Consider the following 23,369-nt stretch of genomic DNA (forward strand, 5'->3'; position numbering starts at 1 on the left):
TATTAAGCGTATCAATCTTCAAATTTTTTGGCTCCGAGCAAGCTCGTCAGCCAAATAAAAAACAGCTAGACCAATTATGATCTAACTGCTTATGTAAACTGCCATCAACTTAATTTGACGAACAGCCGATAAAGCTACCTTCTAAACGAATTAACTTTATTTTTTATTATCATTATTTAATTTAATAATTTCTAAAATTACATCGACAGCTTTTTCCATTGACTCTTCAGCCACATATTCAAAGCGTCCGTGCATGTTTTCGCCACCAGCAAACAAGTTTGGTGTTGGTAGACCCATAAAGGAAATTGTTGAACCATCAGTCCCACCACGAACTGGGGCTTCATCTGGTTCTATATCCAAGTTCTTCATAGCTTGTTCAGCTAAGTGAACTACTTCCATATGGTCTTTCATAACATCATACATGTTGTAGTATTGGTCGCCCATATCGATTTTAACAGTACCCTCACCATACTTGTCATTCAATGACTTAACGATTTCTGTGACCTTGTCCTTGCGGCTTTTTAGACCGTCACGTTCAAAGTCACGAATAATATAATTCATATCAGTATGATCGATTGAACCTTGTTCATCGCAAAGTAAGAAGAAACCATCACGACCATCAGTCTTTTCAGGTACTTCATCAGCAGGAAGGGCACTTTGGAATTCATTAGCAATTAACAATGAGTTGACCATGATACCCTTAGCGCCAGATGGGTGAACATCTTTACCAGTAATATGAACTTTCAAACTAGCAGCACTGAAAGTTTCAAATTCCAATTGACCTACTGGACCACCATCAACTGTATAGGCGAAGTCGGCACCAAAGTCTTTGACATCAAAATGCTTAGCACCTGTTCCGATTTCTTCATCAGGACCTAAGCCGATTTTAATTTCACCGTGTTTAACTTCTGGATGACCAATCAAGTATTCCATGGCTGTAATGATCTCAGCCACACCAGATTTATCATCGGAACCTAAAAGTGTATCGCCACTAGCAGTAATCAAAGTTTGACCAGCGTAGTTCTTCAATGAAGGAAAAACAGCTGGGTCCAAAGTATATTCGCCTTTATCGTCCAAGTTGATAACGCTCTTGCCATCATAATCTTCAACGATTTTAGGTTTGACATTTTCAGAATTAAAGTCAGCAGTATCGATGTGAGAAATCAATCCTAAGACTGGAACATCCTTATCAAGATTTGAAGGCAACTTAGCCGTTAAATATGAATCAACTTTCCGGATTTTGACATCCTCCATGCCGATTTCTTTTAATTCATCAGCCAGCTTCTCTAAAAAGACTGTTTGTCTCTTCGTCGAAGGAATTGTTGTTGAATTCTCATCTGAACGGGTATTTTGCTTAACATATCCCAAAAAGCGAGGAATCAATTTTTCATATTTTATTGCCATTTTTATACGCTCCCTATAAGAAATTATATGGTTCTGTATCCACTTCTGATTGTACTATATCTACATCGAATTTATTAGATTTTTTCCAATCATTTAAGATACTTGCCATTTCTTTAATAAAGATTACTTCAATATGGTGACCGGGATCGATTACATTCAGACCATTAGCCATCATATCCTGGGCCGTATGGTAGTAAACATCTCCAGTAATAAAGGTATCGGCACCAGCCTTCAAAACTTCTGGATAAAACTTGCCAGCATCGCCACCGATTATGGCAACATTTTTAACTTTTTGTCCTAAATCAGATTTTACGTAGCGTAAATTCTGAACATGAAAGGCATCACGAACCATTTTGGCGAAATCAACTAAATCCATAGGTTCTTTCAATTGACCCATACGACCAATCGAATAATCGTCATTTTCATCTATGAAGCGAGCATTTTCCAAACCTAATTCTTCCATCAACCAGTCATTCATACCATCATGAGCTTTATCAATATTAGTATGAGCGGCATAGACGGAAATATTATGAGATAACAAGTCACAATACATTTTATTTTGTGGCGAAGCTAAATCTAAATTATGAGCAGCATGAAACATCAATGGATGGTGTGCCACAATCAAGTCGACCTTTTTTTCAATGGCTTCTTGAACCACATTTGGTCTGACGTCTAAGGCTGTCATAACGGTTTTGACATCTTGCTTACGATCGCCTAATTGAAAACCTGTGGGGTCACCTTCCATTTTAATTGATAATGGTGCAGTTTCTTCTATTCTATTAATAATATCTTGAACTTTAACCATTTAGAGTATCTCCTCAATATATTTAATATATCGGTTCATTACATCAATTTTATCTTGATCGACTTTTTTAGCATGACCCATGTTCTCAACTGCCTTTTGATAGCTATTGAGTTTATGTTGCCACTTAGCAACAAAAGTCTTTGTCTTCTTATCGATCAAAATTGGTCCCATCAAAAATTGGGCTTCAGTCAAACTAACTGGATTCTCAACTTTGTTAGCTTTGATAATTTCGTAAACGTGATGATCTTCTTCAACGATATCTTCATCGACGATTGCAAAATTATTCTCCACCAACCAGTGACGTACAAGAGGCTCACCAATGTTAGGTTGCAGAATTAAAGTCTTAACGTTTTGCAGTTGTTCAGTTGTCGCTCTGGTTAAAATATTTTGAATCAATATTCCTCCCATTCCGGCAATCACAACTGTGTCAATTGCGTCGTTATCAGTAATAACCGCAAGACCATCACCTAAACGAACATCAATTTTTTCACTGAGTCCGAACTTCTCGACGTCTTCTTTTGAGCGAGACATTGGACCAGGTGCCACTTCACCTGCAATCGCATATGAAGCAACTCCTTGTTCGATTAATTCTACGGGCAAATAAGCGTGGTCTGATCCGATATCAGCCACTCTCACATTGTTATCAACCATTTGATAAACAGCTTGTAATCTCTTTGATAGTAAAGTCACATTGTCCTCTATTCTGCAGTCTTTCTGTCTAAGTCTGTCATGTATTCACGTGTCATTGGCATTGCAGTACCACTAGGTCCGTTTGTCAATAAGTATTGCACAACATCGATGTTACCACTTTCAAATGAAGCAGCACAGGCTTGAAGATATAAGTCCCACATACGAACGAATCTTTCGCCATACATCTGCTTAACTTGGTCCTTGACCTTGTTGAAGTTGTGATCCCAAATTTCAACTGTCTTTTGATAGTGACGACGAAGTGGTTCTAAGTCATCGATTTGGAGTTTAGCATCCAAGATATGACCAACGTTTTCCTTAAGATCAGGAATGTAGCCACCTGGGAAGATATATTTAACTAACCAAGCATCGACACCGACACCATAATGTTGGCCAGTAATACCGTGAATCAAAGCATTAGCATTTGGCTTCAAAAGGTCTTTAACAGTTTGGAAATAGCCAGGCAAGTTTTCCTTACCAACGTGTTCGAACATACCAACTGAAACGACGTGATCGAATTTTTCGTTGACTTCACGGTAATCTTCAAGCATAACTTCCATTTGGTCAGTTAAGTTTTCGTCTTGAATCTTTTGGTTAACGTAATCGTATTGTTCTTGACTAAGAGTTACACCCTTAGCTTTCAAGCCGTATTCTTTAGCAGCTGTGAACATAAATGTTCCCCAACCACAACCAATATCAAGGATTGTTTCTCCAGGTTTAGTATTCAACTTATTTAAAATATGGTGAACTTTGTTCATTTGAGCTTGTTCCAAAGTGTCCTCAGGAGTTCTGAAATAAGCACATGAATATGTCAAAGTCTTATCAAGCCATAACTTATAAAAATCATTACCGATATCATAGTGTTCTTGAATTTCTTTTTTATTTCCTTCTTCAGTGTGACTGAACTTAGGAATGATTTTCTTTAATTTGGCACTGGACATGAAACTGTCTGATTGTGTGTAAGCTGAAGAAATCAATTTTTGGATTGAGCCATCAATTTCAATCTTCTTGTCCATATATGCTTCACCTAAAGTAAGTGTGGCATGTTTAACAACCTCAGATATAGGAATCTTATCATTAAATTTGATAGTTATATCAGATTTTCCCTCTGGTCCGTAATTCTTTTCTTTGCCATCCAAAAAAATAACTTTAATAGGAATAGTAAATGAACGTTCAAATATTTCATCATAAATCTTTTTATCTAACATAACATCCTCCAAAATAAATATATACTAATTGTAAATCAAAATGTGAAAAAATATAAATGAAAACTCCCAATTTTCAGAAACATATTCATAAAAATGTCTTTAAAAGCACTTTTTTCACAAAAAAAGAGGATTGCTCTAGGGCAATCCTCAAAACAGTTACTATTTTACTCAAGAAAATCCTTTAATTGTTTAGATCTTGATGGGTGACGCAACTTTCTCAATGCCTTTGCTTCAATCTGACGAATTCTTTCACGAGTAACACCGAAGACTTTACCAACTTCTTCAAGTGTTCTTGTACGACCATCGTCAAGGCCGAAACGAAGACGTAAAACATTTTCTTCACGATCTGTTAAAGTATCCAAAACATTTTCAAGTTGTTCCTTCAACAATTCATAAGAAGCGTGGTCTTCAGGACTTGTTGCATCAGAATCTTCAATGAAATCGCCAAGGTGCGAGTCGTCCTCTTCACCAATAGGTGTTTCCAATGAAACTGGTTCTTGAGCAATCTTCAAGATATCACGAACTTTACCAGTAGGCATATCCATTTCAGCACCAATTTCTTCTGGAAGTGGTTCACGACCCAAATCTTGAAGCAATTGACGTTGAATTCTAATCAACTTGTTGATGGTCTCAACCATGTGAACTGGAATACGAATAGTTCTAGCTTGGTCAGCAATAGCACGCGTGATAGCCTGTCTAATCCACCAAGTTGCATAAGTTGAAAACTTAAATCCCAAACGGTAATCAAATTTTTCAACAGCCTTCATCAGACCCATGTTACCTTCTTGAATCAAGTCCAAGAATTGCATTCCACGTCCAACGTATCTCTTAGCAATTGAAACAACCAAACGAAGGTTAGCTTCAGCCAAAGCTTGTTTAGCTTCTTCATCGCCTTGTTCAATCTTCAAAGCAAGGTCAACTTCTTGTTGAGCATTAAGCAAAGGAACACGACCAATTTCCTTTAAGTACATTCTAACTGGGTCGTTAACTTTAATATCAGTAGTAGTTGTAGTAGATTTCTTACTCTTTTTAGCCTCGCTCTTTTCTTTCATAAGAGCTAGCTTACTTGGATTACCTTTATCATCAACAACACCGATACCAACATCTTCAAGCTCACTGATGAAGTTGTTCAAAGCCTCGCCTTTTAATTTGTAAGGTTTGATGATTTTTTCTTGAAGGTCATCTTCTGTAATCTTACCGGTCTTTTTAAGATCTTTGATAAGTTTTTTAGTAGCAGCTTTCAATTCTTTTGATACTTTTGGTGTTTTTGTTGCTGTTTTCTTTGTAGCCATATATTATATTCCTCCAGTATGCTTAATTGCTAAGGATTCTTCTCAGATTAATCAATTTTTGAGCTAATTCCAACTGCAATTTGTTGTCGCCAACTAAAGCAGCTTTCTTCAACTGTTGATTGATATCTCCAAGCTGTGACTCTAAACCTGAATTTTTGATATTCCTCATATAATCATCAATTTCTTGATCATTATATTCTTCAGGCATATTCATCATCTCTAATTCCGCTAACAAATTTTTATCTTCATCGCTTAAAAAGTTCATGAACTCAGAAATATTAACATCCTCGTCAATATCTTCTTCTTCAACATAAGCTAGCAATGAATCAAAAATTCGTTGGTAGTCTTGATTAACGAAACTAAAACCATCACCTTTCAGATTTACTCTGATTTCAGGGAAATTGATTGCCCAATATAGTAAATATCTCTCAGACTTTTCTAAGCGGTCATACTTAGGCTTGACAGTAGATGTGACCTTTTCTAAAGCCTTTTTTTGGACATTTTTGTAATTGTTAGCTGGTTTTTGGATTTCCATTTGTCGACGCAAGGAATCTAATTCCTTATTGATCGACTCTTTAGAAACACCCATTTCATCAGCAACTTTTCCAACATACATATCAACTTCAACGGGTGATTGCAATTTAACAATTTCTTGCAATGACTGATTTAGAAATTCTAATTGGTCATGTTCGTTGTTCAGATTATAATTGCGTTTGAAGTAATTCAAAATAAAGGAAATTGGAGTTTGCACGCCACCATTTGCTAAATTTTGAAACTTCTGTGCGCCTTCGCTTCTGATATATTCATCGGGGTCCTTCTTATCAGGGATACTGATCACGCCATAAGTGAACCGGTCATCGGTCAATTGCGTCAAAGCCCGATAAGTTGCCTCGACTCCGGGGTCATCTCCGTCATAGCAGACATTGATTTTATCAGTCAATCGACTCAAAACATAAAGCTGATCGTCGGTCAAACTGGTACCCATCGAAGCTACTCCATTAGTAACGCCTGCTTTATAAGCACTGATAACATCCATAAATCCTTCAAAAAGGATTACGTTTCCTTTCTCACGGATTTCTTTTTTGGCATTATTTAAATTAAACAACGTCTTACCTTTATTGAAAATCTCAGTTTCAGGACTATTCAAATATTTTGCCGTTGAAGCATTCTTATCTAAAACACGCCCTGAAAAGGCAATAATATTACCAGACTCATCAGTGATTGGAATCATCACCCGATCACGAAAGCGGTCAAACAACTCGCCCTCTTGATTTTCAGCGAACAATCCTGATTTTCGTAAAACATCTTCTGTGATTTCACGATCTTTGAAAAACTGTAATAAAAGATTATTATTATTCGGCGCATATCCGATTCCAAATGTTTGAATCAAATCATCCGAAAGATCTCGATTCTTCAAGTACTTCAAAGCTGGAGTACCATTTTCAGTCTTAGTCAGAATGTGACTGTAAAGTTTAGCCGCATCGCTATACATTTTTAATAATGTTCGACTGTCAGAATTTTGATATTGCGTGTTTCTAGCTTCATATTGATCAGGAACGGGAATATTCCCCATTTGGGCAACTTCAATTACAGATTCTGGAAAACTCTTATTTTCCATTTCCATAATGAATTTATAAACATTTCCACCACGACCACAGCTAAAGCAATGAAAAATTTGTTTGTCTTCCGCAACTGAAAACGATGGTGTTCGTTCCTCATGAAACGGGCAAAGTCCAAACAAATTTTTACCAGATTTCTTTAACTGTACATATTTGCTGATAACATCGACAATATTAGTCTTCGAGGTAACTTCATCAATGAATTCCTGAGGAATTCTCGTTGCCATGGCCGTCACCTCCTCATATGTTTAACAAAACGGTGAATCATAATTTAACACATTCATTTCATGAAAACAAACATGTTGCATCAATACATAACGACCAAGAAATAAAAAAGTGCTCCCACAAAAAGTGCAAACTGGGACCACTGGTCGCTTGTCAACTATTTATTATACACGGTCTATCTAAAAAGTCACGTCATTTAACTGGTAATTTATAACTTTTTTGATTGGAAATAAAAAAGCAATCATACCCTTGAGGATATAATTACTTTTTAGAATATTAATTATTTAGTAAGTACTTTTGACAAGTCACCTAATTTGGCAATCAAGTGATTAGCAATAACTAGTTGTGTCAAACGATTATTCTTAACTTTTTCATCCTTAGCCATAATCATATTCTCATCGAAGTATGAATCGATTGTAGGACGTAAAGCGGCTAATTGTTTGAACAAAGCTTCAGCACTGTCGTCACTGACATTGGCAACTTGTTCTTTTAACTTAGCTTCTGATGGATTTTCAAACAATGCATCATCAACTGTTAAGTCATCAGAATAATCAAACTTAGCTTTCTTAGATAAGTTAACGATTCGACCAAGAGCTTCCATCACTACCTTGAAGTCATCGTCGTTAGCATGATTTTGTAAGACTTTTGCAACGTCGATCATCTTGATTGGATCAATATTTGAACCACCAGCCACAGCATCAATAATATCAACACGAATCTTATCTTGTTTCAACAATTGACGTACACGATCAATCATGAAATCGTTGACGTCTTTTTCATGCTTACTCAAGTCTAATTTTGCTGGAATAGTTAGATTAGCTTTCAAATAATCTTGCAAATCATCTAAGTTCATTGACCATTGGTTTTGATTCAAGATTCTGATAATACCATAGGCTTGACGACGCAAGGCGTATGGGTCATTTGAACCACTTGGAATCAAGTCAACGGCAAAAAATGTGATGATGGAATCCAATTTGTCAGCAATTGCCAAAGCTGCACCAACTTTAGTTTCAGGCAAATCGCCTTCTGAAGAAATTGGCATATAGTGTTCTCTGATTGCTTGAGAAACGCCTTTTGTTTCACCCATGATTTCAGCGTACTTCTCACCCATGACACCTTGTAACTCTGAGAACTCGTCGACCATGCTTGTTACCAAGTCGAATTTATAAATGTCACTAGCACGTAATAGGTCGGTCTTTTCTGAAGCTGACAAACCAAATAAATCTGCTAGGTAATCGGCAATTTGGTGAACACGAGCCATTTTTTCGTACATTGTACCGATTTTAACGTGGAAGTTAACTGATTTGAGTTTTTCAACGTAATCAGCAATAGTCTCCTTTTGGTCTTCTTTAAAGAAGAAGTCGGCATCTTCCAAACGAGCAACAAGCACTTTTTCGTTACCACGAACAACATTTTCAATGTGTTCTGAATTACCGTTTCTAACCCCAATAAAGTACGGAGCAAGGTTGCCTTCTTGGTCACGAACATAGAAATATCTTTGGTTATCCTTCATTGAAGTAATCAAAACTTCGTCAGGGATTTCCAAATATTTCTTATCAAATGAGCCATAGAATGTTGTTGGATACTCAACTAAGTTGTTAACTTCTTCCAATAAATCAGCGTCAACATCAATATCCCAGTCGTTATCCTTGGCAATTTTATCAATTTGGTCAGAGATAATTTGTTTACGTTCTTTAGCATCAGCAATCACAAATTGTGATTTTAATTTTTCAACGTAATTTTTAGCATCGTCAATTTCGATATCTTCACCTAAGAAACGGTGTCCACGTGTCATGCGACCTGATTTAATATCGAGCACTTGAACAGGAACTTCTTTGTTATCAAGCAATGAAACTAACCAGTGAATTGGTCTGATATATTCGAAATCATATGAGCCCCAACGCATTCTTGTTGGGAAGGTAATTGCTGTAATTACCTCGTCCATATGAGTCAAAATATCTTCAACTTTTTTACCGTCTTCGTGTTTTTGAATATAGGCGTATTCAACACCTTTTAGTTCTTCAAAAAAGATGTCGTCAGGAGTCATCTTTTGGCCACGGGCAAATCCTTGAGCAGCTTTAGTCCAGTTGCCATCAGCATCTTGAGCAATTTTCTTTGATGGTCCCTTAGCTTTAACATCAATATCAGTTTGCTTGTCAGCAATTCCCTTAACAAGAATCGTCAAACGTCTAGGAGTCGAAAATTTTTCGATTGAATCAAAGGAAATACGATTTTCTTTTAAGAATTTTTCAGCTCTTTGAGCAAATTGGTTAACACTCTTAGTAACGACATGGGCTGGCATTTCTTCCAAACCGATTTCTAATAAGTAATTTTTAGGCATTTTCATTCTCCTTTACTTGGCTGTTTGCTAGAAGTGGGAAGCCACGTTTCTTTCTTTCTTCAACGAAGGCTTTGGCAACCTTGTGAGCCATCTTTCTAATTCTTGACAAGAAGGCAGCACGTTCTGTAACTGAAACCGCACCACGAGCATCAAGCAAGTTAAATGTATGTGAACATTTCAAAATATAATCGTAAGCTGGGTGAACTAAGCCTAAATCCATCAAGCGATTAGCTTCTTTTTCGTATTCATCGAAGAATTTAAACAACATATCTTGATTGCTTTCTTCAAATGAATATTTTGAGTGTTCATATTCTGGTTCTTTGAAAATATCACCGTATAAAACGCCGTCGCCCCACTCAAGATCGTAAACTGAGTTAACATCTTGAATATATGAAGCTAAACGTTCAACACCATATGTAATCTCACTAGTTGTTGGATGACATTGGAGTCCACCGACTTGTTGGAAGTATGTAAATTGTGAAACTTCCATACCATCAAGCCAAACTTCCCAGCCAACACCGGCACAGCCCATTGAAGGGTTCTCCCAGTTATCTTCAACGAAACGAATATCATGTTCCAAAGGTTCAATTCCTAAAGCTCTCAATGAATCCAAGTAATATTCTTGAATATTTTCTGGAGCTGGCTTCATAACAACTTGGAATTGGTGGTGTTGGTACAAACGATTAGGGTTCTCGCCATAACGACCATCAGCTGGACGTCTTGATGGTTCAACGTAAGCTGCATTCCATGGTTCCGGCCCGATCGCACGTAAAAATGTATAGGGACTCATGGTACCAGCACCCTTTTCTGTATCATAGGCTTGCATCAACATGCAGCCCTTACTGCCCCAAAACTTTTGAAGCGTAAGAATCATATCTTGTATATTTAACTTCTTAACCATTTTTTCTCCCTTCGGACAAAACACAAAAAAATCCCTTGCAGGTACACTGAGGTACTTCTGCAAGGGACGAGTATTCGCGGTTCCACCCTAATTCAGGACAAAGTCCTGCTCTTTTATATTCAAATTAAATTTGTACGCCATAAATCTGTTCGAAGCTTTCACTGTCCTTCGTCGCTGTTTCAACATTTATCAATATAACCATTTTTTTAATGATTGTCAATTAACTACAAATGCCAACGCTTCATTTTATCAATAAAAGTTTTGCTTTTAGGATAATAACCAACTGTTCCTAAATAGATAGCATCAATAGCATGTTGAATCAAATCTTTATTGTTCTCTTTAATCTCAATTTTTCCCACTTGTGAAAGGCTGATTTTGCTAAACAATCTTAAAAAATAGACGATTCGTTTAGGAATGTGCAGCCGATGAATATCGCTATCGAAATGCTTTGAACAAAGTAAGCCACCTAATAAAACTGAAAAGTCAAACACACCCTCAGTTTCGCCGCCAACGACGCAAGAATCCATATTGGGTTCAACGCCAAAGGCCTTTAAGAGTTTCATCTGCATAATATTAACGATGATTTGGGCATCAGAACCATTTTCAATATAAAGCAAAGCTTTAAACAACATCCGATACCAGTTATCCGGCACTGGATCATCGATAAAGGCTTCATGATAGAGGTCAAATAAAAAGGTCGCATAGGCATTCAATTCGATATCATTGATGATTTCATCAAATTGTTTGATATCACTAGCTGAATTCAAATAAGACAGACCTTCCTTTTTGACGACGCCTGAATATTCACCATAGGAAAAAGTGATCACTGACCCAGAAATCTTGGACTTAGCTGTTTGTGTACCTCTGACCAAAAAAGTTCTAAAGCCATATTCTTTGGTCAAAATCGTAACTAAAGCATCCCGTTCTTTATAGCGCTGTCGACGAACGACGATACCAAAAAAATTAGTAGGCGTTTGGTGCATTAATTATTGAGATCCTTTAGTGAATAGCCAGCACTAGCTAAGAAAGCAGGATCATCGCGCCAATTCTTTTTAACTCGAACCCAAAGCTTCAAATTGATTTTTTCGCCTAAGAGGTGCTCAATCTTGATTCGTGAACCAATCCCAATATTCTTCAACATTGAACCGCCACGACCGATAACGATTGGCTTTTGGCTCTCGCGTTCAACATAAATATAAGCTTCAACTTGGAGTTTTCCAGCTTCGCTTCTTTGTTTCATCGATTCTACGACAACAGCAACTGAGTGGGGAATTTCATCACGGGTATCTTCCAAAATCTTCTCACGAATCAATTCACCAACGATAAAGTATTCTGGGTGGTCGGTAATTTGGTCAGCTGCATAATATTGTGGTCCCTCTGGCAAATGTTTTGTCAAAGTGTCGAATAAGTCTTCAACATTATTACCATTAGTTGCTGAAATTGGAATTACTTCGGCAAAATCCATTAAATCCTTATACTCGTCAATTTGTGGCGCCATTTCGTCAGGATTGATCAAATCAATTTTATTCAAAACTAAGAAAACTGGTGCTTTGACTTTTTTCAATTCTTCAATAATAAACTTGTCTCCAGGACCTGCTTGTTCGCCAGCTTCAGTCATGAATAAAACAGCATCAACTTCTTTTAGAGCTGAAATAGCAGCTTTATCCATATATTGGTCCAAGTCGTTGTGAGGCTTGTGAATACCGGGTGTATCCAAGAAAATGATTTGACGTTCATCATCCGTATAAATACCTTGAATCTTGTTACGTGTTGTTTGTGCTTTCGGTGAAGTAATTGCAATCTGTTCTTTAATAATACGATTCATAAATGTTGATTTACCAACGTTAGGACGTCCTACAATTGCTACGAAACCTGATTTAAAATTTTTGTTATCCATAATTAATCCATGTCCTCATCACTGAATGCTAGTGGCAAAATTTCTTTAAAAGTAAATTCTTTGTATTCGTTTTGGCTATTTGCTAAAAAAACGACATCTTCTGGACCCATGAATTCGCTCATCACTTGTCGACAAGCTCCACAAGGCTTTGACATCACTTTAGTCTGGTTGACAATTGCAATCGCCAAAACCTTCTTAGCACCTTCTGAAACAGCCTTAAAGATAGCTGTCCTTTCGGCACAATTCGTCAATCCAAAGGATGCATTTTCAACATTGACACCAGAATAAATTTTTCCATCGTCACAAAGTATTGCTGCACCCACTTTGTAATTCGAATAAGGAGTATAGGCATTTTCCATTGCCTTACTTGCAATCTCAAATAATTGCTTCTCGTTAATCTCCACTAGTTACAGTCTCCTTTAATATGTATCTTAACTATTAATTATAATACAAGAGATTCCCTTAACTAGAAAGTAATAAGTAAAAAAAAGAATATAAAGCTAAATTCGCCTTATATTCCAATTTATAATTGTTTTCTACTTTTCTAATCCATAAGCACTGAGAATTTTTTCTTGTAAGCCAATCATGACTTTTTCGTCTTCTTTTTTAATATGATCATAACCGTTTAAGTGAAGAATTCCGTGAACAATCGTATAGCCTAATTCACGGTCAAATGAATGCTCGTATTCTTTAGCATGTTCGTCAACGATTTCTACACTGATAAAGAGATCGCCCAAGTCAACTGGTAAATCAGGAATTTGCGCTTCCAAGTAATCAAGTGAATCTTCACCATCGTTAATGGCAAAACTAATCACATCAGTAGCTCGATCCGTATCACGATATTTTTTGTTGATCTCGTGAATCTTATCCTTTGTTACAAAGTGAATCGACAATTGTGTATTATCTTTTAATTCCAATTTATTAAAAGTAAATTGCACGATATCTTTGACCCAGTTCTCTCTTGTTTGATCAATTAAATTATCATCATTATAAATTTCTAAGTCCATAATAGTCCCCAATACTTATTTTTCATTTTTGTCTGATTTCTCATAGGCATCGATAATTTCAGCCACCACTGGATGTCTAACAACATCAGCGGAAGTGAAATTGACGAAATGGATATGTGGCAAGTTATTCAAAACTGATTGAGCTTGAATCAACCCGCTACGAGTGTGTCCAGGCAAATCAATTTGTGAAATATCACCATTAACAATCATCTTGGAATCAAATCCAAGACGTGTTAAAAACATTTTCATTTGTTCACGAGTCGTATTTTGCGCCTCATCTAGAATAACAAATGCTTCATCCAAAGTACGACCTCTCATATAGGCTAAAGGAGCAACCTCAATCACGCCACGTTCCAATAGTCTTCCAGTATGTTCTGACCCTAAAATGGCATACAAGGCGTCATAAATAGGTCTCATGTAAGGGTCGACCTTCTCTTTCAAATCTCCAGGCAAGAAGCCAAGACTTTCGCCCGCTTCAACAGCTGGACGAGTCAAAATGATTCTTTGAACTTTACCTTGTTTCAAAGCAGAAACTGCCATAACAACGGCTAAATAAGTTTTACCAGTTCCGGCAGGCCCGATTCCAAATGTTATGTCGTTGTGGTTGATTGCATTAACATATTGTCGTTGACCAAAATTTCTCACCCGAACAGGTTTACCACTGAAATCTTTGATCAATTCATCCTTATATAAATCACCAAAATAATCCAAAGTTCCTCGTTCGGACATCTTCAAGCCACTGACTACATCAGCAGCACCCAAACTAACTCCGGAATTTGCTAATTCTATTAATTTCTTCAGTAATGCCAATGTATTAGAAACATTTTCCTCAGTCCCCGTTACATCCAGACGATCGCCAAAGGCGTGAATTTGAACATCTAAGCCTTCCTCAATTAAATGTAAATTACTATCATTAACACCGAAAAGATTGATGGCATTTTGAGGATTCTTGATTTGAATGCTCTTTTTAATTAGTTCAACTTTTTCTGTCAATAAACAACAAACCTCCTATTGTTACCTTGAATGATAGCACATTGAGAGTTTTTTTTGATAAAAAAAAGGTTAAAACATATAAATGTTTTAACCTTTCGAAACAAGTCTATTAACGACGTTTCTTATTGCGCTTACGAGCAGCCTCAGACTTTAACTTTCTCTTGACACTTGGCTTTTCGTAAAACTCACGTTTTCTATATTCTTGAAGAGTACCACTCTTTGAAACGGAACGTTTGAATCGACGAAGAGCATCATCAAGCGACTCGTTTTCACGAACGACGGTTTTTGCCATATGATAATCCCTCCTTCCGATTTCTAACGTAACTGTCTATTGCTCTTGCAGTTCATATGTTATTATAACAAAAAGAAGATAATGTTCAAATAATTTTTTACATTTTTTTGGAGGAATTTATCATGAAACAAAAATTAAATGTTTTTGTACTATCAGATGGCGTTGGTGAAACCGCTTTAAGAGTTGCTAAAGCAGCATTCATTCAATTTCCTGAAATGGACACCACATATACTAAATATCCCTTTATTAAAAACGACGAACAGCTAAAAAATATTTTAAATGAGGCTAAAGCCAAGAATTCAGTCATTTTACACACAATTGTCTCAGAAGAAATCTGTGAAGTGATCAATAAATTTTGCCAGGAAAATGGCCTCACTTACTATGACATTTTGAATCCAATTATCGGAACTTTCTCACAAATGACCCATCAAAAACCAATTCGTAAAAAAGGACTCTTGCACGAATTGGATAAAAATTATTTCGATATGATCTCTGCTATGGAGTTTACCATCTCAAATGATGACGGTCAAAATCCTAAAGGACTACTCGAAGCAGATTTGGTATTATTAGGAATCTCAAGAACTTCGAAAACACCGCTCTCGCTTTATCTAGCAAATAAAAATATTAGAGTAGCTAATTTACCATTAGGGCCTTCGATGAGTCTCCCAGACCAATTATGGGACGTTGATAGAAGTAAAATCGTTGGCTTGACTAATGATATGAATGTTTTGCTTAAAATCCGTCGTCAAAGAATGATAGCTTATGGACTAAATCCTGATGCTACCTACTCTGATGAAGACGAAATTAAAAAAGAACTGGATTACTCAGATAAAATTTATAAGAAACTCGGTTGTCCAGTAATCAACACTGCCGACCGTTCAATTGAAGAGACAGCTGCTATAATTATGGAAAAGCTTAATTTTAATGGCTATCAAAAAGGCTAATTATTTTTTATGACATCAAAAAGAGCTCTTTAGACTTAATTCACACGTCTAAGGAGCTCTCTTTTTACTCTCTTCCATAATTTTCAATCAATTTTTGAATTTCTTAATTATCTTCCTTTGTGCCAATAGTTAATCTTAACCAGTCTTTTTTCAGTTCCGTTCTGAGTAAGTAGCCATTTTGTAACAAATAATTAGCCAGCTTTTCAGCTTCAGGATATTTGAAGAAAATAAAGTTAGCCTGACTTTGATAATACTTTATTTCCAAACGGTTAAAAAATCGTTCCAAAGAAATTCTTTGTTCAGAATTTTTTTGCACCACCTGATCCACAAAATTTTGATCTTCAAAAGCCGCTTTAGCAGCAACTTGAGCAATTGAATTAACATTATATGGCAATCTTACTTTTTGCATCTGCTCAGCGATTTGCTTGGCAAAGACTGAATAGCCGATTCGAAAATTAGCTAAGCCATAGACTTTGGAGAACGTCCGCATGACAACGACATTAGGGTATTTTTTAGTCAGTTCCATAGTTGATGGCTTTTCTTGATCAACGAAATCAATATATGCTTCGTCGATTAAAACCAGTTTATTTGGAACTTGCTGAATAAATTTTTCAATATCTGCAGTTGTTTCATAAGTTCCTGTCGGATTATTAGGATTGCAAAGCCAGATCAACTTAGTCTTAGAATTTACAGCTTCGAGCATCCCTGAAAAATCAATGCCCCCATTATTTAAAACCGGCACCTTTTTTATAGAAGCTTCCTCGATTTCGGCATTCAGAGCATATTCTGAAAAAGTTGGCGTCGAAATAAGTTCTTCATCTCCTGGTTCCAAAAAGACCCTTGATAACATGGCAATCATTTCATCTAAGCCGACGCTAAAAACGATTTGTTTTGGATCTAATGAAAACCTTTTTGCAATTAGTTGACGCAATTCACTAGCATTTCCATCTGGATATCGATTGCTTTGTTCATAAGTCCAATCGATTACTGCTTTTTTTACTTTTGGTGAAGTCCCATAAGGATTTTCATTAGCCGACAAACGAACTAATTTTTTCAATCCTAGTTCATCTTTTAATATTTCTAAAGGCTTTTCTGGGACATATGGCTGTAATTTTTTGATAACTTCTCTCATCAGTTGCCTCCTATAAGTCTTTAATTTCAGGACGATCCTTGAATTGACTCATCAATCCTTCACGTTTAGCCAATTCTTTTTTGATTTGATCAAAACTTACTCCCTGTTGAGCCCACAAAACACAAAGGTGATATAACAAATCAGCTGATTCATAAACTAATTCATCATCTCCACGTGGTTTATCCGGGTTTTTGGATGCAACAATGACTTCGGTCGCCTCTTCGCCAACTTTTTTTAAAATTTTGTCCAAACCTTTAGTGAACAAATAATCAGTGTAGGATCCCTTTTTAGGATTATTCTTTCTATCTAAGACCATTTCGTATAATTCATCTAAATTTTGCATCCAAATTTCTCCTTTATTCATCGATACTTTGATAAAAACAGCTTCTGTGCCCCGTATGACATGCTGGACCATGAGGTTTCACTTCAACCAACAACGTATCTTTATCGCAATCTAATGTCATCTTTACAACATCTTGCAAATTGCCGCTAGTGGCACCTTTATGCCATAATTCTTTTCTTGAACGTGACCAAAACCATGTTTGACCGCTCGCTTTAGTTTTTTGATAGCTCTCTTGATTCATCCAAGCGACCATTAAGACTTCTTTTGTCTGGTCATCTTGAACTACTGTAGTTAACAATCCCTTCGAAAAATCTGGTTCGATCATCTAACAACAACTCCTTTTTGATTAAGATATTGTTTGACATCTTTTATCGTTAATTCGCCATAGTGGAATACTGAGGCTGCTAAAGCACCATCAACTTTGGCTTTTAAAAAAACTTCACTAAAGTCTTGTAATTTTCCGGCACCCCCAGAAGCAATGATGGGAACATTTACTGCTTGATTTAATTTTTGATATAACGAAATGTTAAAACCATTCTTAGTTCCGTCTTGATCCATTCCTGTGACCAACAATTCGCCTGCTCCAAGTTCCACGACTCGTTTGGCCCAAGCTATTGCTTCAAGATTGGTCTTTTTTTTACCGCCATGAGTGTAGACGAAATATTTTTGAAGAGCAGCATCAAATTTCACATCAATTGCTGAAACGATGCACTGATTGCCAAACTTTTTAGCACCTTGAGAAATCAATTCTGGATTATCGATTGCCGCTGAATTGATAGCAACCTTATCGGCACCGGCTCTTAATAAATTTTGGATATCCAAAACTGAACTAACTCCGCCACCAATTGTCAAAGGCATGAAAACTTCTTGAGAAACTTGTTCAACAACATCTAACATCGTTTTTCTTTTTTCGTTAGTCGCTGATATGTCTAAAAAAACCAGTTCATCAGCACCTTGCTTTTGATACTGTGCAGCAATTGCTACTGGGTCGCCAACATCAGTCAAGTTAACAAAATTGATACCCTTTTTCACTCGTCCATCATCAACATCAAGACAGGGGATTATTCGCTTCGCTAACACCATTTTCCACCTCCACAATCTGTTTAAGAGTGATTGTCTTTTCATATAAAGCTTTACCGATAATGACATCTTGAATTCCGAGAGCTCTTAAATTATGTAAATCTTTCTTATTACGAACGCCACCGCTAGCAACAAGATTAGCTTGGGGAATTTTTTGACTAAGCAACATTAATAAATTTAAATTTGGTCCTGTCATTGTTCCATCTCGAGCTACGTCAGTCACAATAAATGATTGTGCTCCTTGATTCATCATTTCTTTAATTAAGTCTTCCATTAAGATGTTTGATTGCTCAATCCAGCCATTAACCGCAACTTTGCCATCTTTTCCATCAACACCAATAACAATTCTTTTGCCACCGTATTCTTTTAATAATCTTTTGACAAAATCAGGATTTTCAATAGCTGCTGAACCAATAATGATTCGGTCAATTCCCATATCTAAATACATGCGGGCAGTTTTTTCATCCCTAATTCCTCCGCCAAATTCTAAAAAGCCTGCAAAATGTCGTCTGATGTTTTCTATCATCTCGTAATTTTCCAAATGACCGCTTTTAGCTCCATCAAGATCGACCAAATGAATCTGATTGACGCCTTGTTTCGCTATCTCTTGAGCTTGAGTAACTGGATCTTTATTGATTAAGGTGACCTTTTGATAATCTCCTTGATACAACCTGACGCTTTGACTGTTATGTAAATCAATTGCGGGAAAAATCATTTTCCATCACCATCTTTTGAAATTTTTTCAACAAATCTAAACCTACTTGACCGCTTTTTTCAGGATGAAATTGCATTCCAATCACATTTTCATTCTGAACGATACTAGGGATTTTAATACCATAGTCGACTTCTGAGATAACGTATTGTGCAGGACAATCAGCATAATATGAATGAACAAAATAAGTAAATTGATTATCGATTATCTTAAAAGGACTGACTTGTTTAACAACATTTTGATTCCAGCCCATTTGAGGAACCTTCAAACCAGTGTCTGGTATTGCCAAGACATGTCCGGGAATCAAATTTAAGCCTTTATTTAGGCCATATTCTTCGCTATCTTCAAAGAGTAGCTGCATCCCTAAACAAATCCCCAAAAAAGGTATTTTTTTTCGAGCGGCCATCTTCAAAGTATCAATCAAATCACGTTTTTCTAATGACTCTACTGCACTTTCAAAAGCACCTACGCCAGGAAGAATAATTGCTTGAGCATTTAAAATTTCTTCTGCATCAGCTGTCAATTTATTATCGATTTTTAAATAATTAAGGGCTTTTTTTAAATTCAATGTATTACCAGTATCGTAATCAACGATTGCAAACATCAAATCACACCTTTCGTAGAATTGACCCCGATAATATCTGGGTTGATAGTAACTGCATCACGCATTGCTCTGCCAAAAGCTTTAAAAAGGCTTTCAACTTTGTGGTGCGTATTTCTACCATAGAGAATCCGCGCGTGTAAATTCATTTCTGCTGCAAAGGCAGCTGCCTGAAAGAAATCTTCCACTGTTTCAGTATCCAAACCACCTAATCTTGGATTAGTCAATTCGGCATCAAATACCAGATAAGATCTTCCACTAAGATCAACGCTGACCTGACCTAAGGTCTCATCCATTGGTACAAATTCTGTTCCATAACGTTCAATACCAACCTTATTTCCAAGGGCCTTTTTGAAACATTCGCCTAAAACGATACCGGTATCTTCTGTTGTGTGATGAGGATCGACGTCGAGGTCTCCGTGAGCTACAACTTCTAAGCCGAAACGTCCGTGTTTAGCAAAAAGCGTCAACATATGATTCAAAAAACCAATTCCTGTATCAATTTTGATACCTGTTTGCTCATCTAAATTTAGACTGATTTTTATTTGTGTCTCCTGCGTTTTTCTTTCAATCGTTGCTTTTCTCATAAGAATCTCCTTAGTCGTAATATTTATCGAAACGTGATTCGATTGCTCTTGCGTGTCCTTCTAATCCTTCAACTCTGGCCAAAGTAGTGATTGCTTGAGCCTCTTTCGCCAGTGCTTTTTTAGTGTACTGAATAAATGACGTTCTTTTGACAAAGTCATAAACACCTAATGGCGATGAAAATCTAGCTGTCCCGCCAGTGGGCAAAATATGATTAGGTCCAGCTACATAATCCCCTAAAGGTTCAGACGCATATTTTCCTAAAAAGACTGAGCCAGTATTTTTAATCGAATTGAGATATTGCGTAGGATTTTCTAATTGGATTTCCAAATGTTCAGGAGCAACTGTATTCATCAAAGTGAACATATCTTCAACTTTTTCAACAACTGCAATAAAGCCCTTATTTTGTACCGAAGCACTGGCAATTTCTAGACGTGGCAAAACCTTTAATTGCGAATCGACATTCTCGCTCACGGATTGGGCTAATTTCAAACTATCGGTCACTAAAATTGGTCGTGCTAACTTGTCGTGTTCGGCTTGCGATAATAAATCAGCTGCTAATTGTTTAGAATCTGCTGAATCATCAGCGATAATGCCAATTTCTGAGGGGCCAGCTACCATATCAATCGCGACCTGACCAAAAACTTGTTTCTTAGCTGTAGCTACGAAGACATTTCCTGGACCAACGATTTTATCAACTCGAGGAATGGATTTCGTCCCATAAGCTAAGGCAGCAATTGCTTGAGCGCCACCAACTTGATAAATAGCATCGACGCCGGCAATTTTGGCAGCTGCTAAAACAGCTTTAGAAATGCCATCTTTTTGAGGTGGGGTCACAATTACAACTTGTTTCACACCAGCTATTTTGGCTGGCAAGGCACTCATTAAAATAGTTGAAGGATAAGCTGCAGTACCCCCTGGAACGTAAAGGCCAACTTTTTGTAACGGAACTAACTTTTGTCCTCGAATCACTCCTGGCTGTTCACTATCAATAAAGCCATTTTCTAATTCCTTCTTGTGAAAGCTAACAATATTTCTCTTAGCTAATAACAAAGCATTCTTAACATCTGGGTCGATTGCTTGATAAGCTTGATCAATTGTTTCTTGACTCAATTTGAAATTATCGATGTTAACATTATCAAATTTTTGTTCATATTTTTTTAAGGCCTGATCGCCATTTTCAACCACATCATTGATTATTTGACTGACCGATTCTACAACCTTAGGATCAGTCAATTGACGAGTCTTCATTTGAACCATTTTTTCCAATTCATTTAAACTTTTTTGTACGATTTTCATTGTGCTTGCCCCATCTTTTCATTTTCTACAACAGCCTTGAGTCGATCGACGAATTCAAAAATCATTTCTGGTCTTTGTTTCAAAGCCATCCGATTGACTACTAATCGGGTTGAAACTTTATCTAAATAATCAAAAATTTTTAAATTGTTTTCTCGAATCGTTGTCCCAGTCTCCGTAATATCGACGATTGCATCAGCCAATCCAGTTAAAGGCGCTAATTCAACTGAGCCTTCAATTTTAATAATTTCAGCATCTTGTCCTAAAGAATCAAAATAGTGTTTCGTTATTACTGGATATTTAGTTCCGATAATCTTTCTTTTTGGTGCTTTCGGATTGAATTCTTTAGTTGAAGCTAAAACGAACTGACATCTGCCAACATTTAAATCTAATAGTTCATACTGTGAACTTTGATGCTCTGTTAAAATATCGCTCCCAACGATACCAATATCAGCTGCTCCTCGTTCTAAAAAAGTCGTTACATCTGGACCCTTAGCTAAAATAAATTGATAAGGTTGACTATCGGAGTTAAAAATCAATCTTCTTTGTTTATTCCGAATTTGGTCGCAATTGATACCAGCTTTTTCAAGTATTGGGACAACTTGTTTTTCTACTCGTCCTTTGGTTAAAGCTATCTTTAAACGTCTTTCAGCCAATAAATTCACCCTCTGTCATATCGATTAAAGTTGCATTCAATTTTTTTGCTTCGATTTGAGCATTATTCAAATTGTCCGAAAGCGAAAGAATGCCTCCTGGAGTACCCTTCAACAACGACTCTGCTTCTTGCCATTGATTGGTTTTGAAGTAAATCAATTGCTTCTTTTTTGGTTTTGTCTTGTTGACGACTAAATCTGTAATTAAATCAATATTGATTCCCATGCCAACAGCTGATTCACTCACATCTTGGAAATTAGCTAATAATTTATCGTAACGACCTCCGCTGAATAAATATCCTGATCCCGCTTTAGAAAACCCCCGAAAAGTTAATCCTGTGTAATATTGTTGTGGGGCCTGACTACTCAAATCGATTGAAAAAGTTTGGTTCAAAAGATTTTTCTTAGCCCACGAAACAACCTCTTGCAATTTTTTGATTCGTTGTTGAACCTTAGAGGATAAATCAAATTTTTTTAATTCTTTAAAAATTTTTTCAGGTTTACCAAAAAGTCTGGGCCACTGAAGTAAAAATTGATATTCTGATTTATCTTTAAATTGTGCAATTAATTGTTCATACTTAGGAATTTGTTTATCGAATAATGCTTGAGCTACGGTTTTTTTCAATTCCTCATTGGACGTCACTTGCGATAAAACAACTTCGGCAAAGTCTGCCATACCAAGTTCCAACTCAATTGGCTCATCCAACAATTTTTGACTGAGTTGATTGACTAAAACTAAACATTCAAACTCAGCTTTGATTGAGGGATACCCGACTAATTCAATCCCTGCTTGAGTTAACTCGTTGTACGAACCCGAGAGTTTGCGACTAATTCTAAAAATATCGCCGAGATACCAAAATTTTTGTGGTAAAGAAACATTGGTCGAACTTAAGAATCTTGCAATGGGCAAAGTCATGTCTGGTCGTAAAACGATGGTTTCGCCTTCCTGATCAAGCAAACGGTACAATTGATAATTGCCTAATTGATATGGTTCAAAAACAGCTTGTTTTTCCAAAAGTGGCGTTGAGATCTTAGAAAATCCACGAGTGGAAATTGAATTTTCAATCACTGAGATTAGATGTTTTTTGACCACCGCTCTTTGACCGAACTCATCGCGAGTTCCTAATGGTAATAAATTATTATTCATTTCAACGCCCCCATCTTCCTTACTAATCGAATAAATTTTGAAACAGCAAAACAAAAAATGAGAATAAAAAAGCCCTTTTAGCAAATAATTGCTAAGAGGACGTAATTTACGTGGTTCCACCTCACCTTCGTTTAATCCTTGCGAATTAAACCTCATGTTGGCTGTGTCAACTGGGATAACGAACCCGTATCGTCAAAGCCTACTT

The 23,369-nt window shown here is 36.6% G+C and carries 25 protein-coding genes and 1 other annotated feature (1 of these 26 running past the window's edge); of the genes, 1 reads left to right on the top strand and 24 read right to left on the bottom strand.

The features are described 5' to 3' along the window. Positions 1-156 precede the first annotated feature (156 nt). The 14 genes from pepT to rpsU form a co-directional block, all read right to left on the bottom strand. Positions 157-1,404 (bottom strand): peptidase T, encoded by a 1,248-nt coding sequence (gene pepT / locus FHL06_RS06585; protein WP_153385438.1) that lies wholly within the window; start codon positions 1,402-1,404, stop codon positions 157-159. A gap of 13 nt (positions 1,405-1,417) precedes the next feature. Continuing rightward, entirely contained in the window at positions 1,418-2,209 is a 792-nt protein-coding gene (locus FHL06_RS06590; protein ID WP_153385439.1) for a Nif3-like dinuclear metal center hexameric protein, read from the bottom strand. Then, positions 2,210-2,899 (bottom strand): tRNA (adenine(22)-N(1))-methyltransferase TrmK, encoded by a 690-nt coding sequence (locus FHL06_RS06595; RefSeq protein ID WP_162000152.1) that lies wholly within the window; start codon positions 2,897-2,899, stop codon positions 2,210-2,212. 8 nt (positions 2,900-2,907) lie between these two features. Next, positions 2,908-4,104, bottom strand: coding sequence for an SAM-dependent methyltransferase (locus FHL06_RS06600; protein WP_153385440.1), 1,197 nt, complete (start codon positions 4,102-4,104; stop codon positions 2,908-2,910). Between the two features lie 164 nt (positions 4,105-4,268). Then, positions 4,269-5,396, bottom strand: a complete 1,128-nt coding sequence (gene rpoD / locus FHL06_RS06605; protein ID WP_153385441.1) for an RNA polymerase sigma factor RpoD — start codon at positions 5,394-5,396, stop codon at positions 4,269-4,271. 22 nt (positions 5,397-5,418) lie between these two features. Further along, entirely contained in the window at positions 5,419-7,242 is a 1,824-nt protein-coding gene (dnaG, locus tag FHL06_RS06610; RefSeq protein WP_153385442.1) for a DNA primase, read from the bottom strand. Between the two features lie 278 nt (positions 7,243-7,520). Beyond that, positions 7,521-9,581, bottom strand: a complete 2,061-nt coding sequence (gene glyS, locus FHL06_RS06615; protein WP_153385443.1) for a glycine--tRNA ligase subunit beta — start codon at positions 9,579-9,581, stop codon at positions 7,521-7,523. Next, the gene (gene glyQ / locus FHL06_RS06620; protein WP_153385444.1) at positions 9,574-10,482 is read right to left on the bottom strand and encodes a glycine--tRNA ligase subunit alpha; all 909 of its coding nucleotides are present in this window, start codon (positions 10,480-10,482) and stop codon (positions 9,574-9,576) included. Before glyQ ends, glyS begins: the two co-directional genes overlap by 8 nt. 224 nt (positions 10,483-10,706) lie before the next feature. Beyond that, on the bottom strand, positions 10,707-11,465 hold the full coding sequence (gene recO / locus FHL06_RS06625) for a DNA repair protein RecO (protein WP_153385445.1): 759 nt from the start codon (positions 11,463-11,465) through the stop codon (positions 10,707-10,709). Next, positions 11,465-12,379 (bottom strand): GTPase Era, encoded by a 915-nt coding sequence (era, locus tag FHL06_RS06630; RefSeq protein ID WP_153385446.1) that lies wholly within the window; start codon positions 12,377-12,379, stop codon positions 11,465-11,467. Before era ends, recO begins: the two co-directional genes overlap by 1 nt. Before the next feature lie 2 nt (positions 12,380-12,381). Continuing rightward, positions 12,382-12,783, bottom strand: a complete 402-nt coding sequence (locus tag FHL06_RS06635; protein WP_337692537.1) for a cytidine deaminase — start codon at positions 12,781-12,783, stop codon at positions 12,382-12,384. A gap of 132 nt (positions 12,784-12,915) precedes the next feature. Beyond that, a complete protein-coding gene (gene ybeY, locus FHL06_RS06640) occupies positions 12,916-13,386 on the bottom strand; it encodes an rRNA maturation RNase YbeY (protein WP_153385447.1) in 471 nt (156 codons plus the stop codon). A 15-nt stretch (positions 13,387-13,401) separates the two neighbouring features. Further along, positions 13,402-14,379: a PhoH family protein gene (locus FHL06_RS06645; protein WP_153385448.1), complete on the bottom strand. Its 978-nt coding sequence runs from the start codon at positions 14,377-14,379 to the stop codon at positions 13,402-13,404. A 109-nt stretch (positions 14,380-14,488) separates the two neighbouring features. Then, a complete protein-coding gene (gene rpsU / locus FHL06_RS06650; protein WP_010019742.1) occupies positions 14,489-14,671 on the bottom strand; it encodes a 30S ribosomal protein S21 in 183 nt (60 codons plus the stop codon). A gap of 122 nt (positions 14,672-14,793) precedes the next feature. Between rpsU and FHL06_RS06655 the strand changes: the two genes are divergently transcribed. Further along, on the top strand, positions 14,794-15,615 hold the full coding sequence (locus FHL06_RS06655) for a pyruvate, water dikinase regulatory protein (protein ID WP_153385449.1): 822 nt from the start codon (positions 14,794-14,796) through the stop codon (positions 15,613-15,615). 103 nt (positions 15,616-15,718) lie between these two features. On the opposite strand, the gene hisC is transcribed toward FHL06_RS06655, so the two are convergent. The 10 genes from hisC to FHL06_RS06705 are packed head-to-tail and all read right to left on the bottom strand — an operon-like array spanning position 15,719 to position 23,164. After that, entirely contained in the window at positions 15,719-16,747 is a 1,029-nt protein-coding gene (gene hisC / locus FHL06_RS06660) for a histidinol-phosphate transaminase (RefSeq protein WP_153385450.1), read from the bottom strand. A gap of 10 nt (positions 16,748-16,757) precedes the next feature. Continuing rightward, positions 16,758-17,090 carry a phosphoribosyl-ATP diphosphatase gene (hisE, locus tag FHL06_RS06665; RefSeq protein ID WP_153385451.1) on the bottom strand — a complete coding sequence of 111 codons (333 nt, stop codon included), beginning with the start codon at positions 17,088-17,090 and terminating at the stop codon, positions 16,758-16,760. Positions 17,091-17,103: 13 nt separating this feature from the next. Next, entirely contained in the window at positions 17,104-17,412 is a 309-nt protein-coding gene (gene hisI, locus FHL06_RS06670; RefSeq protein ID WP_162000155.1) for a phosphoribosyl-AMP cyclohydrolase, read from the bottom strand. Next, positions 17,412-18,170, bottom strand: coding sequence for an imidazole glycerol phosphate synthase subunit HisF (hisF, locus tag FHL06_RS06675; protein WP_162000156.1), 759 nt, complete (start codon positions 18,168-18,170; stop codon positions 17,412-17,414). Before hisF ends, hisI begins: the two co-directional genes overlap by 1 nt. After that, the gene (gene hisA / locus FHL06_RS06680) at positions 18,139-18,885 is read right to left on the bottom strand and encodes a 1-(5-phosphoribosyl)-5-[(5-phosphoribosylamino)methylideneamino]imidazole-4-carboxamide isomerase (RefSeq protein ID WP_153385454.1); all 747 of its coding nucleotides are present in this window, start codon (positions 18,883-18,885) and stop codon (positions 18,139-18,141) included. Before hisA ends, hisF begins: the two co-directional genes overlap by 32 nt. Further along, entirely contained in the window at positions 18,866-19,486 is a 621-nt protein-coding gene (hisH, locus tag FHL06_RS06685) for an imidazole glycerol phosphate synthase subunit HisH (RefSeq protein ID WP_153385455.1), read from the bottom strand. Before hisH ends, hisA begins: the two co-directional genes overlap by 20 nt. Beyond that, on the bottom strand, positions 19,486-20,070 hold the full coding sequence (hisB, locus tag FHL06_RS06690) for an imidazoleglycerol-phosphate dehydratase HisB (RefSeq protein WP_153385456.1): 585 nt from the start codon (positions 20,068-20,070) through the stop codon (positions 19,486-19,488). Before hisB ends, hisH begins: the two co-directional genes overlap by 1 nt. A 10-nt stretch (positions 20,071-20,080) precedes the next feature. Continuing rightward, positions 20,081-21,367: a histidinol dehydrogenase gene (hisD, locus tag FHL06_RS06695; RefSeq protein ID WP_153385457.1), complete on the bottom strand. Its 1,287-nt coding sequence runs from the start codon at positions 21,365-21,367 to the stop codon at positions 20,081-20,083. Beyond that, on the bottom strand, positions 21,364-22,020 hold the full coding sequence (gene hisG, locus FHL06_RS06700) for an ATP phosphoribosyltransferase (protein ID WP_153385458.1): 657 nt from the start codon (positions 22,018-22,020) through the stop codon (positions 21,364-21,366). Before hisG ends, hisD begins: the two co-directional genes overlap by 4 nt. Further along, positions 22,013-23,164, bottom strand: a complete 1,152-nt coding sequence (locus FHL06_RS06705) for an ATP phosphoribosyltransferase regulatory subunit (protein ID WP_153385459.1) — start codon at positions 23,162-23,164, stop codon at positions 22,013-22,015. The genes hisG and FHL06_RS06705 overlap by 8 nt, the downstream gene beginning before the upstream one ends. Positions 23,165-23,256: 92 nt before the next feature. Continuing rightward, positions 23,257-23,369: a binding site (T-box leader), on the bottom strand; it runs 119 nt beyond the window's last position.

Source organism: Companilactobacillus halodurans (assembly GCF_009600985.1).
GTDB lineage: Bacteria > Bacillota > Bacilli > Lactobacillales > Lactobacillaceae > Companilactobacillus > Companilactobacillus halodurans.

Bases quoted from the DNA above. Each gene is read 5' to 3' on its own strand.
- hisC (WP_153385450.1), bottom strand. From the start codon at position 16,747: ATGAGAGAAGTTATCAAAAAATTACAGCCATATGTCCCAGAAAAGCCT.
- pepT (WP_153385438.1), bottom strand. From the start codon at position 1,404: ATGGCAATAAAATATGAAAAATTGATTCCTCGCTTTTTGGGATATGTT.
- rpoD (WP_153385441.1), bottom strand. From the start codon at position 5,396: ATGGCTACAAAGAAAACAGCAACAAAAACACCAAAAGTATCAAAAGAA.
- hisD (WP_153385457.1), bottom strand. From the start codon at position 21,367: ATGAAAATCGTACAAAAAAGTTTAAATGAATTGGAAAAAATGGTTCAA.
- dnaG (WP_153385442.1), bottom strand. From the start codon at position 7,242: ATGGCAACGAGAATTCCTCAGGAATTCATTGATGAAGTTACCTCGAAG.
- FHL06_RS06705 (WP_153385459.1), bottom strand. From the start codon at position 23,164: ATGAATAATAATTTATTACCATTAGGAACTCGCGATGAGTTCGGTCAA.
- era (WP_153385446.1), bottom strand. From the start codon at position 12,379: ATGGATAACAAAAATTTTAAATCAGGTTTCGTAGCAATTGTAGGACGT.
- hisA (WP_153385454.1), bottom strand. From the start codon at position 18,885: ATGATTTTTCCCGCAATTGATTTACATAACAGTCAAAGCGTCAGGTTG.
- ybeY (WP_153385447.1), bottom strand. From the start codon at position 13,386: ATGGACTTAGAAATTTATAATGATGATAATTTAATTGATCAAACAAGA.
- FHL06_RS06600 (WP_153385440.1), bottom strand. From the start codon at position 4,104: ATGTTAGATAAAAAGATTTATGATGAAATATTTGAACGTTCATTTACT.
- hisH (WP_153385455.1), bottom strand. From the start codon at position 19,486: ATGTTTGCAATCGTTGATTACGATACTGGTAATACATTGAATTTAAAA.
- rpsU (WP_010019742.1), bottom strand. From the start codon at position 14,671: ATGGCAAAAACCGTCGTTCGTGAAAACGAGTCGCTTGATGATGCTCTT.
- FHL06_RS06590 (WP_153385439.1), bottom strand. From the start codon at position 2,209: ATGGTTAAAGTTCAAGATATTATTAATAGAATAGAAGAAACTGCACCA.
- FHL06_RS06655 (WP_153385449.1), top strand. From the start codon at position 14,794: ATGAAACAAAAATTAAATGTTTTTGTACTATCAGATGGCGTTGGTGAA.
- recO (WP_153385445.1), bottom strand. From the start codon at position 11,465: ATGCACCAAACGCCTACTAATTTTTTTGGTATCGTCGTTCGTCGACAG.
- glyS (WP_153385443.1), bottom strand. From the start codon at position 9,581: ATGCCTAAAAATTACTTATTAGAAATCGGTTTGGAAGAAATGCCAGCC.
- glyQ (WP_153385444.1), bottom strand. From the start codon at position 10,482: ATGGTTAAGAAGTTAAATATACAAGATATGATTCTTACGCTTCAAAAG.
- hisE (WP_153385451.1), bottom strand. From the start codon at position 17,090: ATGCAAAATTTAGATGAATTATACGAAATGGTCTTAGATAGAAAGAAT.
- hisB (WP_153385456.1), bottom strand. From the start codon at position 20,070: ATGAGAAAAGCAACGATTGAAAGAAAAACGCAGGAGACACAAATAAAA.